The 15,738-nt window shown below is 39.0% G+C and carries 15 protein-coding genes and 1 riboswitch; all 15 genes read right to left on the reverse strand.

The window, feature by feature from the left end; all coding sequences use genetic code 11:
* The coding region (locus BMZ31_RS20145) for an OmpL47-type beta-barrel domain-containing protein (protein ID WP_139205984.1) at positions 1–3,735 on the reverse strand (3,735 nt) is incomplete at its 3' end.
* Positions 3,736–3,817: 82 nt separating this feature from the next.
* Positions 3,818–3,910: riboswitch (cyclic di-GMP riboswitch) on the reverse strand.
* Between the two features lie 152 nt (positions 3,911–4,062).
* Complete coding sequence (locus BMZ31_RS19270) at positions 4,063–4,830, reverse strand: flagellin N-terminal helical domain-containing protein (protein ID WP_090833546.1); 768 nt, start codon at positions 4,828–4,830, stop codon at positions 4,063–4,065.
* 229 nt (positions 4,831–5,059) lie between these two features.
* On the reverse strand, positions 5,060–5,827 hold the full coding sequence (locus BMZ31_RS19275; RefSeq protein WP_090833547.1) for a flagellin N-terminal helical domain-containing protein: 768 nt from the start codon (positions 5,825–5,827) through the stop codon (positions 5,060–5,062).
* A gap of 229 nt (positions 5,828–6,056) precedes the next feature.
* Positions 6,057–6,824: a flagellin N-terminal helical domain-containing protein gene (locus BMZ31_RS19280; protein ID WP_090833548.1), complete on the reverse strand. Its 768-nt coding sequence runs from the start codon at positions 6,822–6,824 to the stop codon at positions 6,057–6,059.
* 154 nt (positions 6,825–6,978) lie between these two features.
* The gene (csrA, locus tag BMZ31_RS19285) at positions 6,979–7,197 is read right to left on the reverse strand and encodes a carbon storage regulator CsrA (protein ID WP_090833549.1); all 219 of its coding nucleotides are present in this window, start codon (positions 7,195–7,197) and stop codon (positions 6,979–6,981) included.
* Between the two features lie 5 nt (positions 7,198–7,202).
* Positions 7,203–7,652, reverse strand: a complete 450-nt coding sequence (gene fliW / locus BMZ31_RS19290; RefSeq protein ID WP_175478185.1) for a flagellar assembly protein FliW — start codon at positions 7,650–7,652, stop codon at positions 7,203–7,205.
* 49 nt (positions 7,653–7,701) lie between these two features.
* Positions 7,702–8,256, reverse strand: coding sequence for a DUF6470 family protein (locus BMZ31_RS19295; RefSeq protein WP_090833551.1), 555 nt, complete (start codon positions 8,254–8,256; stop codon positions 7,702–7,704).
* Positions 8,257–8,365: 109 nt separating this feature from the next.
* Positions 8,366–9,256: a flagellar hook-associated protein FlgL gene (gene flgL, locus BMZ31_RS19300; protein WP_090833552.1), complete on the reverse strand. Its 891-nt coding sequence runs from the start codon at positions 9,254–9,256 to the stop codon at positions 8,366–8,368.
* 10 nt (positions 9,257–9,266) lie between these two features.
* Positions 9,267–10,820 (reverse strand): flagellar hook-associated protein FlgK, encoded by a 1,554-nt coding sequence (gene flgK, locus BMZ31_RS19305; RefSeq protein ID WP_090833553.1) that lies wholly within the window; start codon positions 10,818–10,820, stop codon positions 9,267–9,269.
* 39 nt (positions 10,821–10,859) lie between these two features.
* Positions 10,860–11,342, reverse strand: a complete 483-nt coding sequence (locus tag BMZ31_RS19310) for a flagellar protein FlgN (protein WP_090833554.1) — start codon at positions 11,340–11,342, stop codon at positions 10,860–10,862.
* 22 nt (positions 11,343–11,364) lie between these two features.
* On the reverse strand, positions 11,365–11,631 hold the full coding sequence (flgM, locus tag BMZ31_RS19315) for a flagellar biosynthesis anti-sigma factor FlgM (RefSeq protein WP_090833555.1): 267 nt from the start codon (positions 11,629–11,631) through the stop codon (positions 11,365–11,367).
* 141 nt (positions 11,632–11,772) lie between these two features.
* Positions 11,773–12,171, reverse strand: coding sequence for a TIGR03826 family flagellar region protein (locus tag BMZ31_RS19320; protein WP_090833556.1), 399 nt, complete (start codon positions 12,169–12,171; stop codon positions 11,773–11,775).
* A 21-nt stretch (positions 12,172–12,192) separates the two neighbouring features.
* Positions 12,193–12,906, reverse strand: coding sequence for a ComF family protein (locus BMZ31_RS19325; protein ID WP_090833557.1), 714 nt, complete (start codon positions 12,904–12,906; stop codon positions 12,193–12,195).
* Positions 12,903–14,390, reverse strand: coding sequence for an ATP-dependent helicase ComFA (locus tag BMZ31_RS19330; protein ID WP_090833558.1), 1,488 nt, complete (start codon positions 14,388–14,390; stop codon positions 12,903–12,905). The genes BMZ31_RS19325 and BMZ31_RS19330 overlap by 4 nt, the downstream gene beginning before the upstream one ends.
* 468 nt (positions 14,391–14,858) lie before the next feature.
* Entirely contained in the window at positions 14,859–15,710 is an 852-nt protein-coding gene (locus BMZ31_RS19340; protein ID WP_090833560.1) for a DegV family protein, read from the reverse strand.
* Positions 15,711–15,738 lie beyond the last annotated feature (28 nt).

The following is a 15,738-nucleotide window of genomic DNA, read 5'->3' on the forward strand; positions in this document are numbered from 1 at the left end:
TGAATAGAAGGAAACTGAATTTACTCCCTCTTCATTTACAGATAAGGTTGTGCCTTCAGTAAATTCTGTTCCGTTAAGTGAGTAAAACGTTTTTGCTACTCCGCTTTGTGCATCAGTAGCATTCAATACTACAGTGAAATCCTCAACTTCCCATCCGTCAGGAAGTTCTGCCGTAGTCACAGGTAAAGTCTTATCAATTTTTACATTTACCGTTTTTACATCCTCTTTGTTTCCTACTTTATCGATTGAGTAGAAAGATAATTTATTGACTCCTTCTTGATCAATTGTAAAAGTTGAACCTTCCACAAATGAACCATCGTTGACAGAATATAGTGTCTTTGCAACTCCGGTTTCATCGTCGGTTGCTGTCAAGTTGATAATCTGAGAACCAGTTGTCCATTGGCTTTCAGCATCTGTGTTCGTTACAGGGGGTAGAGTATCCAAAATTAGCTTTGCAAGTACCTTCTCAGATGGTTTCGATTCTCCAAATGAGTTGCTATATGAAGTTATATAGTACTCATGGTTCGCATAGGAAAGATTTTGTAATGTATAAGAAAGGTTATTAACCTTTCCCGCTATTAGAACAGGTTTCCCATCTATTATTTCAAAAACATTATAACCATTCGCATAGGTGACAAAGTTCCATGAAATTCTTGCACTCGTTTCACTTAACAGTTTAAGGCTTGCAACAGGAGCCTCCATTTCTGGATAAACAATCGTCTCTTTATAAAGATTGGAAATCTGTGATTCCCCAAAGCGGCTGCTCATTGCTGTTACAACATAAGAATGTGTGTCTTCTGATAAATTGTAAGCAGTGAAATTTAAAGCAGTCCCTTTATATACTAGTTCTTTGGTTTCTCCACTCACTTTATAAACACGATATTCATTTGCCCATGTAACGGCTTTCCAAGTTAATTGAATGTTGTTTGCATTGACAACCGCACCTTGTAGTACCGGTGGCTGTACCACTGGCCATGTAAGATTCAGGCTCATTTTGCTCGACTCAGGGGATTCTCCAAAACGGTCACTATAAGAATGAACTTCGTATAGGTAATTACCTTCTGGCATATTTACAAAAGTATTAGAAGTTCCCGTAACGGTCCTGACGAACTCCCTGATGCCGTCTTTGACTTGATAAATTTTGTATCCAGTCGCATATGTCGAAGCATCCCATCTTAGTTGAATGTCATTTCCATTAAAAATACTCTGTGCCAAATTCTTTGGAGCTTGCATTACAGGGAAAACAAGAGTATGAGACATAGCGTTACCTTTTAACGACTCACCAAAACGGTCACTATACGAGTAAACTTCAAAGGAATAATCTCCCTCAGGCATATTAGTAAATACATGATAAGGAGTTGAAACAGTCATCTTCAAAACTCGTTGATTATCAATAATCTGATATATTTTATAAGAAGTTGCAAAAGGAACTGTATTCCAACTTAACCTAATATCATTTCCACTTACAATACTCTTTGTCAAATTATCTGGAGTCTGCATGATTGGATAAACAACATTTGTTGAAACTTGACTACCTTCCACAGATTGTCCAAATCGGGCGTTAAAAGAGCGTACAATGTAAATATGATTCCCTTCCGACACGTTTGTAATAATCTTGTTTGTCGTGGAAGAAGTAGCTTTAATGATTTCTTGTCCATCTATTAATTCATAAATTTTATATTCGTTTGCAAAAGGAACAGTAGCCCAAGTTAAAGCGACATCATTCCCATTTTGAATTTTGCTTGTTAGGTCATTAGGCTTTTCCATTTTAGGATGGGTCAAGTTTACTTGTATTTCCGATCCTTCAGGTGATTCGCCTAATAGTGTGGAAACTGAATAAACTAAGTAAGTGAAGTTTCCTTCAGGCTGGTTAGTGTAAGTAACATTTGTTCCATACACTATACTTTGTAAAACGGGTTTGCCATCAACCAATTTGTATACTTTATATGAGTTCGCGTATGGTACAGAATTCCAAGAAAGTGAAATATCATTTCCATTTTTTATAGCAAACGCGAAATTACTTGGAGCTTCCATAACTTGTCCGTTTAACACAACATCTATTAAACTTCCTGTTTTAGAATCTCCAAATTTGCTTGAAGAGGCATAAATTTCATAAGTGTAATTACCAGGTGCCATATTGCTGAAAGAAACATTCGGATTCGACACCGTACTCTTTAAGGTCTTTTGTCCATTTATAACCTGGTAAACCTTATAGCTTGTTGCATATTCAGAAGCATCCCACTTCAATGTAAAACTAGTTGCACTATTTATGGTCTGAATAACATTCACTGGCGGGTTCATTTGAGGATGTACTAGGGAAAAAGATATGGTTCTACCTTCTGTTGATGCGCCAAATTTTGTACTATTTGAATATACCTCATAAATGTATTCTCCAGCTGGCATATTTGCAAAAGTTACACTCGTACCATAGACAGTGTTCTTCAATATCTTTTGCCCATTAACTATTTGATATATTTTATAGTCTGTAATATTTTGAGCAGCATCCCATGACAATACGATATCATTTCCATTTTGAATTTTATAACTTACGTTAGCCGGAGGAAGCATCGTAATTGTATTCATTGTAAACATCGTTTGACTGCCTGCTTCTGATTCTCCAAAACGATCACTATAAGAGTGGACTTCGTAAATGTAGTCTCCCCCAGGTACATTTGTAAGTGTTAATGTTGTACCTGTGACTGTACTCTTTAATGTTTTTTCTCCATTACTAATCTGGTAAATCTTATATCCAGTAGCATATGGAACTTGATTCCAGGATAAAAATACATCATTTGTATTTTGAATTTTATTTGAAAGATTGCTTGGTGGAACCATAGTTATGGAACTTACTGTTAACCGGATTTCTTTTCCTGAAAGTGATTGCCCAAAACGGTCACTATAGGAATAAATTCTATAAGTATAATCTCCAGGAGATTTATTTGAATATTTTACAGTAGTTGCTGCAGTTACTGTGTTTTGTAATATTTCTTCACCATCAATAACTTGATATATTTTATAACCAGTTGCAAAGCTTGTAGCTTGCCAATTAAGAGTAACATCGCTACCATTTGAAATGGAAAACGAAGCAGTATTAGGTTCTTTCATAACGGGATATTCTAAATTTGCTGTCACCGTTGCCGAAAGGACAGATTCTCCATATAAAGAGTTGGCAGCAGAAACTGCGTAAGAGTAACTTCCCTCAGCCACATTAGTGATTGAAAAGGCTCTTAAGTTTGTTGTTTTTATAAGTGTTTTTTGACCACTTGCTGAAACAGAATAGACATTATAGTTCTCTGCATACTTCGATTCTCCCCAGTTTAATACAATGTCATTTCCATTTTGAATCGAATAAGATAATGGAGTTGGTGCTAGCATTTCAGGATATATAATTTCAACTTCAACTGGTGCTGTTGGTCCTGATTCAAAGTTATCTTTTAGCGAGGATACGACATAATTATATTTTCCCTCAGGGAGGTCAGGAAGATTAAAATTATTCGATTTCGAATTACCGAGTAAAGCTAATTGCCCTTCCGTTATTCCATAAATATTGTAACTAGTTGCTTCGTAAACAGAATTCCAAGTAAGCTTTCCATCATCCGGCGTAATTTTGGTAAATGCCAGATTACTCGGAGGCAAGATAACCCCGCTTTCAGCAGCAAATGTTTCTCCAATAGGACTGAGCAATTGTAGGAACAGAAGAATAACCATTAACAAACTTATGTTTCTTTTCTTCATACTTTTCCACCTTTCTTCGTTGAATTTAACGAAAATAAAAAAGAACCCTAAACAAGGTTCATAGAAAGGTGCTATGATTCCTTGTGGCAACCGGCTGCCTACCAAAACTTAAAATTTTTGGTTTAGGCCCTTGGCTTTGCGTCCTACGGTTTCCCATAGTTTGCCTTTTTCACTTAGGTTAAATTAACTAGATTTAATACTTATAGTTTAATATAAAATGATGAATAGGTCCATAAACCTATTATCTTTTTAAAATTTTTTCTTAACTTATAACAATGCTTAATAAAAAGACTCCAACCCTATGATTTGATTGAAGTCTAAATACAATTAACGAAGTAATTGAAGTACGCCTTGTGGTTGTTGGTTAGCTTGAGCCAACATTGCCTGAGCAGCTTGAGAAAGGATAGAATTCTTAGTTTGGTTCATCATTTCTTTCGCCATGTCTACGTCACGAATACGAGATTCTGCAGCAGTCAAGTTTTCACCAGTTGTTCCAAGGTTGTTGATAGTGTGCTCTAATCTGTTTTGTTGTGATCCAAGAGTTGATCTCGAAGTATTGATTGTATCTATAGCTGTTTCGATATTTGCTGTAGTAGAAGCGCTAGTCAAACCTAGTGCAGCTTGTACAACCCCAACAGCGAAAGTATCTGTATCATCATCACTTACTACAATACTTTTTGTAGCTGAGAAGACAGTTGCAGTATTGAATTCTGTTTTAGCGATGATTTTATCAACTTCTGCTCCAAGTTGAGTCATCTCAAGATCAAGGTTAGTCTTATCTGAACCGCTGTTTGTACCGTTTGCTTTTTGAACTGTAAGTTCTTTTAAGCGAACTAACATGTCACTTACTTCGTTTAATGCACCTTCAGCTGTTTGGATGAAAGAGATACCATCTTGCGCATTACGAGATGCTTGCTCTAATCCACGGATTTGTCCGCGCATTTTTTCAGAGATTGAAAGACCTGCAGCATCGTCTCCAGCACGGTTGATTCGTAGACCTGAAGCTAATTTTTCCATGTTTTTACCTTGGTTTACTGTGTTCATTGTCATTTGACGGTGAGTGTTAAGTGCTGAAATGTTGTGATTGATTCTCATTAATAAATCCTCCTTGAGAGTTAAGTTCACATCCCTGTAAACTGCATTAATTTTTTCAAAATGGTCTAAGAAATTAGGTGGTTTGTACCACCTACAATAGTACTATCGTCTGCTTAGTAAATTTGTTTAATATTTTTTACAAATATTTATAATTATTTTATGTTTTTCTTATGAATAATTATCCTTTAAAGAAAAAGACTTCAACCAATTGGTTAAAGTCTCAGTAATATTAACGAAGTAATTGAAGTACGCCTTGTGGTTGTTGGTTAGCTTGTGCCAACATTGCTTGAGCAGCTTGAGAAAGGATAGAGTTCTTAGTTTGGTTCATCATTTCTTTAGCCATGTCTACGTCACGAATACGAGATTCTGCAGCTGTCAAGTTTTCACCAGTTGTTCCAAGGTTGTTGATAGTGTGCTCTAATCTGTTTTGCTGTGATCCAAGTGTTGATCTAGAAGTATTGATTGTATCGATAGCTGTTTCAATAGCTGCAGTAGCAGAACCACTACCTAAAGTTAGTGCAGCTTGTACCACACCAACAGCAAAAGTATCTGTATCATCATCACTTACTACAATATTTTTTGTTGCTGTGAATACAGTTGCAGTATTGAACTCTGTTTTAGTGATAATTTTATCAACTTCTGCTCCAAGTTGAGTCATTTCAAGCGCAAGGTTAGTCTGGTCTGAAGCACTGTTTGTACCGTTTGCTTTTTGAACAGAAAGTTCTTTTAAGCGAACTAACATGTCACTTACTTCGTTTAATGCGCCTTCAGCTGTTTGGATGAAAGAGATACCATCTTGTGCATTACGAGATGCTTGCTCTAATCCACGGATTTGTCCGCGCATTTTTTCAGAGATTGAAAGACCAGCAGCATCGTCACCTGCACGATTGATACGCAGGCCTGAAGCTAATTTTTCCATGTTCTTGCCTTGGTTTACTGTGTTCATTGTCATTTGACGGTGAGTGTTAAGTGCTGCGATGTTGTGATTAATTCTCATTACTATTTCCTCCTTGAATGTGTAGTTCACGTCCATGTGAACTGTTTTGATTTTTAGTTTTGCACGAGATCCAAAAGGTCGGTCGCCCTTCGTCTCCCTTACAGTATTATTATCGGCTGACTAGTGAATGTGTTTAATACTTTTTTATAGTTATATTTAAGTTTTTTTGTATATTTCAAAAATCTTATAGTAAAAAAGACTCCAACCAAATGGTTGAAGTCTAATAGAATTAACGAAGTAATTGAAGTACGCCTTGCGGCTGTTGGTTAGCTTGAGCCAACATTGCCTGAGCAGCTTGAGAAAGGATAGAATTCTTAGTTTGGTTCATCATTTCTTTCGCCATGTCTACATCACGAATGCGAGATTCTGCAGCAGTCAAGTTCTCTGAAGTTGTTCCCAAGTTGTTAATAGTGTGTTCTAATCTGTTTTGTTGAGACCCAAGAGTTGATCTTGAAGTATTGATTGTATCAATAGCAGTTTCAACATCTGCTGTTTTTGAAGCATTACTTAAGCCTAAAGCTGCCTGAACAACTCCAACCGCAAAAGTGTCTGTATCATCATCACTCACAACGATATCTTTTGTTGCTGTGAATACAGTTGCAGTATTGAACTCTGTCTTATTGATGATTTTATCAACTTCTAATCCGAGTTGAGTCATTTCAAGGTCAAGATTATTTGTATCAGCTGTACTGTTTGTCCCATTTGCTTTTTGAACAGTAAGCTCTTTTAGTCTAACTAACATGTCACTTACTTCGTTTAATGCGCCTTCAGCTGTTTGGATGAAAGAGATACCATCTTGCGCATTACGAGATGCTTGCTCTAATCCACGGATTTGTCCGCGCATTTTTTCAGAGATTGAAAGACCTGCAGCATCGTCTCCAGCACGGTTGATTCGTAGACCTGAAGCTAATTTTTCCATGTTTTTACCTTGGTTTACTGTGTTCATTGTCATTTGACGGTGAGTGTTAAGTGCTGAAATGTTGTGATTGATTCTCATTATTATTTCCTCCTTGAATGTGCAGTTCACTTCCTTGTGAACTGTTTTAAGTTTTAGTTTGTAAGAGGCGCAAAAGATCAGACGCCCTTCGTCCCCTTTACAATATTATTATCGGTAGAATATGAAGTGTGTTTAGTAGTTTTTTAATGGTAAATTACACCTTCTTCAAGAATCCTAATATTCCGCTAATATCCTTTGATGCTTCCTGATTTTCTTGAATAATTTGATCAAAAAGTTCTTTCCGATAGACTTCAACATCTTTTGGAGCACTAATACCAATTTTCACCTGGTCTCCTTTAGTTGAAAGGATAGTAATTTCAATGTCATCACCAATTTTAATTGATTCTCCATTTTTACGAGCGAGCACTAACATTTATATCATCCTTTCGAAGGCACGGAAGATGCACCGTGAAAAATAGGATGTTTGGTTTTAAGTTCAGAATCATTTAAAATGATTTGCTTCGCTTTTCGGTTGCTAGAATTAACAATGAGAGGTGCCTGCAAGTTAGCCGTTGTTTTTCCAAATGGATCCTGAACCGTTAAAATAGAATAAACAACTACTTCTTTTTCGTCATTTATACCTAATTCTTTTACTTCAGCGTCTTCCATTTGAAAATCATATTCTTTGAAAAAGTGAAAAGGATTTGTAATAACGAACGCTAGATATTGATTTTTTACTGATTGTAATACCAAAAATGTCTTATCATCTGATAAAGGAAGAACAACAAATTCTTTTTCATCCCCAAAACCTGGTATACCTTTTTCAAAATGAATGATTTCTTCCAAAATAATATCAACTTCCCCGTGATATTTCGTTAAAGCTTTCATAATAGTATCATTCCTTTATATCGTTTGATCAAACTAATTAAAACAAACTCTAAATTTCGAAATCAATCCTTAAAGAGGCATATTGCTTCATATTGATGTTCACTTTTCCAGCAGTATATTGAACGGTAGGTACATTCGTCTTCACTTCAATGATAGGTTTATTTACCTTCCACTTTATATTTAATTTTCCTGGGTCATAATTAATTTGTACTCCTCCAGCAGAAGGTATCCAACCAATATTAAATTCATAGGTAGGCGATTCTCCATTTCGCTTCGCCTGTTCAGCGATGGGGTTGCCTCCATTTTCAATCATCATCAACTCATCACCATCTTGGGATACCCTACCAATCCCATTCAACCAATCTTCATAACCAAGTTGAGCCGCTTCTTCAATTCTTTTGGAAATATGTTTAAGATCCATATCTTCTCTTGCTTTTGTTTGATCAATTGAAAGCATAGAAGGCTTCCTATCAATTTCCATTTCAGCTGCTGGCTGTTCAATAGATAATTCAGCGGATTTTTGATCGATTTCCAACATAGATTTTTGTGTGCTCATTTCAATTTTTGCTGGTGTCGACTCCAACCGAATTTGGGGGATATTCAATTAAATTCACATCCTTTATAGTTATATTTGACTTTCATTTGAAAAAGAGCCTTATCAAAAAATTTGATAAGGCTCTTTCCTATTGAGAGGGCCTTGCCCTTTGTTATGGTTAGCGTAGGAAATCCATCAGAGTCGGTTGTATAATTCTTGCTCCTGCACTCAATGCAGCCCTATGGACACTCTCTTGTGTCTTCAAATCTGTGATTACTCTTTCAATATCTGCATCCTCGTTGTCGGATAGTATTCTGTTAGCCATTACTTCTTGCTGATCAATTCGTGATTCAACCATTTCCAAACGATTATAACGAGCACCTAATTCCGCACGTTCACCAGATAAACTATTTGCTACCCCATCTAGTCGTGAAAGTAACGCGTTCATCCCTGTTACATCATTATTTTGCATACTTTCTTGAACCCCTTGAAGAACATCGAACAATTCTTGATTGAATACATTTGCAGGATTAATGTTAGCTTTAAGGCTTACACCACGCGATACTTCAACACGATAGTTATCAATGTTCGTGTCAGTTATATTAGTATCTACAACAGGTGGGTTGCTACCTGTTACAACCGGTTTATCAACATCCGTCCCATGGTATATATAACGGCCTGCAACCTTTGTATTCGCAGTGTTAACCATATCTTTTTTTATTTCTTCAATTTCACGAGCAATTGCATCACGGTCTGAATCACTTAATGTACCATTAGCACCCTGAACGGCAAGTTCTTTAACACGTTGCAATCCAGAATTAGCTTGATCAATCCCCGCCTCCGAATTCTCCATCCATAGATAAAGTTCAGAAAGGTTACGTTTATACTGCTCTACTTCCGTCAAACCAGAACGATAAAACATCCCTTTCATCGCAACTACCGGATCGTCTGAAGGTTTGGTGATTTTTTTACCTGTCGATAACTGGTCTTGGTATTTCCCCATCCGAAGGTAGCTTGAGCTAAGGTTTTTCATGGAGTTATTAGAAAGCATTGATTGTGTTACACGCATTGCTATTTACCTACCTTCCGCCGGTACCCATACCGTTAATGATTTTTTCGAGTAGTTCGTCTGTAAGTGAGATCATTCGAGCGGATGCGTTGTAAGCGTGCTGGAACTGGATCATGTTCGACATTTCTTCGTCTAATGAAACCGAGCTTGTTGCTTGACGCTTTTCATCAACCGATTGTCTTAGTGAGCTGCTATTTGTTGATAATCGAACAGCTTCTTGCGATTGAACCGCCATGCTTCCGATAACACCTTCGTAGTAGTTACGGAAGTTGGAGTTTGTTGTACCATATGGCAGTTGCTCATTGATTACCTCGGCAAGTTTTAAAGCGTTACTAGCATCACCTAATGTTGCATTTGCCGGATCGTCACCATTTGCAGTTGCAATATTATCGACGCTAGTAAGGATAGCTTGCGCGATTTCCATACGACCAGCGAAACCTTCTTTGGTCATTGCCCCTGCTTCATCAGCAAAGAACGGATTACCTGACTTCGTTGGAGGTGTCTTTTTCATATCATTCAAGCTCATGCCATCAGCATGAACCTCATTGAATTTTTCAGCAAACGTAAATGCTAGTGTATCTAGTTCAGCTAGCATATTAGAATAAATGCCTTTTACCGCACCAGCTTCTTCATAACCAAATGATTCGATTAAACCTTTTAATTTACCAGTAGATTTAAGTTGAGTAAATTCGATGGATGCTCCTGCGACGGTTACCGTTTTAATAGAACCACCGATACCATCATAATTCACTTTTATCTCATTAGAAGCTGTTTCACTTACCAAAACACCTTGTTCAACGCCCGTATCATTAACGAGTTTAACGATCGCTTTTCCTTCTGCATTAGGAATCGGTTTCCCATCTGCACCATTTGGAACAACATAGCTCACGTTAATATTCACTAGTGATGATAGCTGGTCAATTAAACGATCGCGCTCATCGTACAAATCATTTGGCAAGTAGCCATGCGGTTCTACTCCGGCAATTTGCTTATTGATTTGATCAATTTGATAAGTAACAGAGTTAATTTCTTTTTCCGTTACGTTGATTTCGTTTCCAACGTCTTTTTGAATGGATGACAGTGAACTGTGCAAGTAGTTGAATGTCTCCGCTACAGCCACTCCGCGTTGGCGCACAACCGACTTTGCCCCAGGGTTTGTCGGGTTGACCGCCAAATCCTGTAGTGATTGCCAGAACATGTCCATTGTTTGGGCAAGTCCTGAATCAGATGGTTCATTCATGACTTCTTCAAGTTTTCCGAATGATTCCGCACGCGTTTCCCAGTAACCAAGTTTGTTATTTTCACCTCGGTATTGAACGTCAAGGAAACTTTCACGAACGCGCTCAATGGAGCCTGCTTTTACACCTGATCCAACTTGTCCTGGTATTTGCGGACGATTCATCGATGCTGGCGGATACGGCTCCGTTTGTGTGAAGTTAACACGTTGGCGAGAATAGCCTGGTGTGTTGGCATTGGCAATATTATGTCCTGTTGTATATAAAGCGCTTTGCTGTGTAAACATGCCACGGCGCGCTGTTTCTAATCCCATAAAGGTTGAACGCATGGTTAGCCTCCATACTATTAAAAGTAAAGTCGTATTTGTTTACGCTTTTGAATTAAACATTCCAGAAGACTGTGGTGCTGTCTTCTTATGGCCTGCCGGTGGTCCGTAAGTGAAACTTTCAGGCTGCGGGGCGACAAGACTCAAAGAAAAATTGACGAATTGCATGGATTGATAAATTAATTGCTGGTTATGTTCGTTCTTTTCCTGAATCTGCTTCACTGTTTCCAGTAGTTCATCCCTGACAGCTTCAAGTTTTTGTTTTTCCGATTCTTCTACTTTTTCAAGACAGTCAGAAACAGTAGGTTGCTCCAGTTCTGGAACAATAGCTACTGTCGCGGCTAATCTTTCTTTTTCAATCATCGAAATCGCTGTTAAGTGTTTCTGTTCATCTTTTATAAGCTGATTGAGGGCATCCATGTCCCCTTTTTTCACAATGTCAGCTTTCTTGGTTGTTAAATCTAACAAACTGCGGTGAAGCTTCAAAAGTTTTTCCATTGATGTGATCAAGGTCGTTGCGGACATGCTTTACCCTCCTTTCCGCATATTAGTTTTTCAAATAGAAGTTTACGATGCTTTTTGCCACTTCTTCAGGCTTTACCTGATAAGTGCCAGCTTCAACTTGGCTCTTCAGTTCTTCCACTCGAGCCTGACGTTGCTGGGCAACTTGGGACAATTGCTGCATTTCTTTAGCAGTAGCTGAGATTTCAAGCTTATCAGAAGCCTTATTCACTGATTTTTGCGCTGTATCCATTTTATTCATTTGACGCTTATAAGGGTTAATTCCAGATGGTCCAATATTGTTGATTTTCATAGATATTCTCCTCACTTTCTACCGAGAAATCATCTCCACTAGTATTATCGGACAAAAGTGAGACATTGTTTATAAAAAAAGTTAAATTAAGCCAAAATACCTATAGAAATAATTTTATGTCCGTGCTATTTAGATTATTTTTCACTTAGATGAGTAATAAGTGGACTTTTTATGAAGCTGGCGTTTTCTTTCTTCTTCATTTTCAAATGTTTTAAGCTCGTCTAGGAGTTCTTTTGCACATTTGTCACAAAGCTTTCCTGTACGAATCAAGCTGCCGCATTGATCGCATGGATATCCTAAATTCGGAAAACTTGTGATATGCAAGCGTCCTGAACGAATAAACTTTAGGACGGTGGCTTCAGGCACACCTGTTTGTTCTTCAACTTGCATCATCGTTGCTGCGCGATTTTCTCTTTTTCTTAAAAATTTCTGTACGATATCATACTGATCTTCTTCAGCTTTCCAGCACTTTTGGCAAAGTTCACGAAATTGCGTTTTAACAAAAATCTCATTGCAATGTGGGCAGTTCTGTAAATCCATTAATCGTTCCCCCTGATCTATTTATCCACGAGCTAGTGTAAGCGAACTTACACTTTCAGCTCCGTTTTGTTTCAGTAGTTTGGCTGCATGTCTTAATGTAGAGCCTGTGGTATATATATCGTCAATTAAGACGATTTTTTTATCTGTTAGGTCATAATTCTTTGTGAGGTTGAAAACCTGAGGGAGATGGATTCGGTCTGAACGGGATTTCTTGGACTGCTTTTCGGAGTGGATTCTCGTGAGAAGGTTTGTGGAGGGTATGTTTGCGACTTGGAGAATGGCTTCAGCTTGGTTAAATCCGCGCTCGTAAAGCCGTTCATCACTTAATGGAATTGGGACATACAAATCTGCTTTCGGACATTTCCGTTTTACGTTGTCTACGAATATTTCCGCGAGGACATAATCACTCCGATATTTATAGCACGCGATGATTTCTTTCATGAAGTAATTATAGGAGTAGAGGGAAACGTTCTGATCCAGAGCACCTGCCCACTCCAAGTCATTTTCCCACCTGATGCAGTCGTAACATTGATTTTCATGACGAAATGCTGGATCAAGTGTGGCGAATGTCCTATCACAAATCTCGCAAGTGTCACCAGCAATCAATTCTAATTTGCTTTTGCACTCATTGCAGAGGAATTTCTCTTTTTCTTTTGAAAAAATGGTCCCCCACCCTATCTCCTCTAACATCAATTCATGACATACAAGGCAATACTCATGCCCAAGCCAATTCATGCGTCCACCAATCCCTTCGTGAGTGCTTCTCGATTCATCTTTAAAATTTGCCGTTTCGCTTTTTCCATTGCGTTTGTTTTACCGTAGTGAAAAAAAGTAACGTTGCCATCGGGGTATTGGGGACTGCGTCCAGCCCGGCCTGCTATCTGAACGAGTGCACTTTCAGTGAAAACATCATCCTCCGCTCCAACAACAGCAACATCGATATTCGCGAACGTCACTCCTCTTTCAAGAATCGTGGTCGTTAAGAGGATAAGCGTTTCTTTTTTCCGCATCGCTTGAACCTTTTCCTTTCGATTAGGATCCTCAGCATGGACCGATTCAATATTCGGATGGTGCTTTTGCAGGATGGGGAGTGCTTTTTCCATGAGGGCAATGTGTGGAAAAAAGATGAGAGCTTGTTTGTTTGTATCAAGCCTTTGTTTGGTCCAGCGAAGGATATTGTTAGGCAGTTTTCCTTTCTGCAGAGGCTTCTGCCAATTGCCGCACCAAGTATTTTGCGGTACAGGTAACGGATGACGGTGAAAGCGTGCAGGGATCGTGACGAAGTTTCTTTTTCCTTGTTGGCATTCTCTCTGCCATTTTGTGTTTGGCGTAGCTGTTAAATAAATCATAGCTGATTGGGGTTTACGCGCTTGTTTCACTGCATATTGCAGCGCCTCTTCAACTGTATACGGAAAAGCATCCACTTCATCTAGGATAATGGTGTCAAACGCTTGATAAAAGCGCAGTAGCTGGTGAGTCGTCGCAATTGTGAGCGGAGCATAGGTGTGCCGGTCAGGACTGCCACCGTATAAGGAAGCAATCGGCGTGTGGGGAAAGGCTGCTTGTAAACGCGGCGTAAGTTCTAGAACAACATCCGTTCTCGGCGTCGCAATGCACACCCGCTTGTGTTGCATAAGCGCCACTTCAATTCCTTTGAACAAGATTTCTGTCTTTCCCGCCCCGCAAACTGCCCAGACAAGCAGTTCATCATTTTGTCGAATGGCGTCTATGACGTTTATAGATGCAGTTTGCTGTCCAGGTGAGAGTGTGCCGGCCCATGCAAGGAGATGGTTTTCAGAGGTGGGCTCATTTCCCTTATTTTCCTGCCACCCTAATAAAGGCGTACAGTCTGTTACTCTCCCCATCATCAAGCACTTCCGACAATACGTACAAGTCTCTCCACACCGATAACACGGAAATTTCGCAAACCATCTCGCTTCGGCATTCCCACAACGAGCACATACTTCTTTTTTTCCGTTGCGCAATATTCCCGCTCGATAGGTCACGAGACCATTTTCATAATGCTCATGGATGATATCGGGTTTATATGGCAAATCATCGTGGAGAAGCTGTTTTCCTTTAAGAAGATTTTGAAGGTTTTTATCAAAATCGTAATTTGGGTTTGGTTGGGGCTGGGGAATGTGTTTCAAATCTAAAATTCGCAGAGAGCCAGGTTCACGGCTTATAGTGAGGTGATTTTCATTTTGGAAGAATCGCATGGGGTTACTCCTTATTATGTTTATCAAAGAGTGGTTGGAGGTGATATAACCTTTTCCGTGTTGAAGCAGAATAGGGTAATTCTAATGTACAAAAAATTTTGTGTTTGAAGACCTTTTCGAAGTCTTCGGAAAAGCGCTTCTGCAAAAAGTAATCTTATTGGCTTTTTTCTTTCTTTTACAATCAAATTTTCTCCTCCCTTACAGTTATAGAAGTAACTTTCTTCAAAAAGGAAGACCATACCTGCCATTTTTGTACGAGTAAATGTCATGTTTGTGACTTTAGCTAAAATAAAAAAAGATACTTTTTTCAATCCCGCACGAATCTGCAATAATCCCGCCTACTTAATTCAAAGTCCCGCGGGATTCCTTAAAAATCCCGCGGGTTTGAGCTTATATTACGCCAGATTGAATTTTCAGAAAAACACCATCAAAAAAACCACCCCATCCGGAGTGGCCGCACAACAAAAACTATTTTTTCACCCAGCCCATGCCCATGGCGCCTTCGCCTAAGTGTGTGCCGATGACGGCGCCAAAGTAGCTGATCATGAATTCGACGTTTGGGAACTGCGCTTCTAGTTCAGATTTCCATTCGAGCGCTTCTTCTTCGCGATTGGCGTGGATGATTGCTGCACGGAACTCAGAAGCTTCGCCAGCTGCTTTTACGTCAGCCTCTAGTAATTCGACGATGCGTTTCATGGCGCGTTTGCGGGTTCTTATTTTTTCAAAAGGTACGATTTTCTTGTCTTCAAAATGAAGAAGCGGCTTCACTTGCAATAAGCTGCCAATCAAAGCTTGCGCGCTTGATAAGCGTCCACCGCGTTGAAGATGGTCGAGGTCATCGACCATGAAGTATGCCTTAACCGAATCGCGCATTTCGTTCAAGCGAGCCATAATAAATTCTGGCGAGCTTCCTGCATCAGCCATCTTAGCTGCTTGGAGGACATAAAACCCTTGAACCATACAAGAGATTTCCGAGTCGAACGAATACACTTTCAGACCATCGACCATGGAACCTGCAGTAACGGAACCTTGATATGTGCCGCTGATTCCGCTCGAAAGGTGAATCGAAATCACCGCGTCGTAATCGGCAGAAAGCTTTTCAAACAACTCGACAAACTTGCCAATCGGTGGCTGTGATGTTGTCGGCAAAACACCACGCTCGCGTACTTCTGCATAAAATTCAGTTGGACCAAGATCTACTTCTTCCTGATACGTTTCGTTTTGAAAAATAACGCTAAGGGGAATCATATGTATATGAAATTTTTCTAATAATTCTTTTGGGATATAGGCCGTACTATCCGTTACAACGGCTGTTTTCATTTGTAGGTTACCTTCCTTGTCGCTTGGT

The sequence above is a fragment of the Bacillus sp. cl95 genome (genome assembly GCF_900115925.1).
Lineage (GTDB): Bacteria > Bacillota > Bacilli > Bacillales > Cytobacillaceae > Neobacillus_A.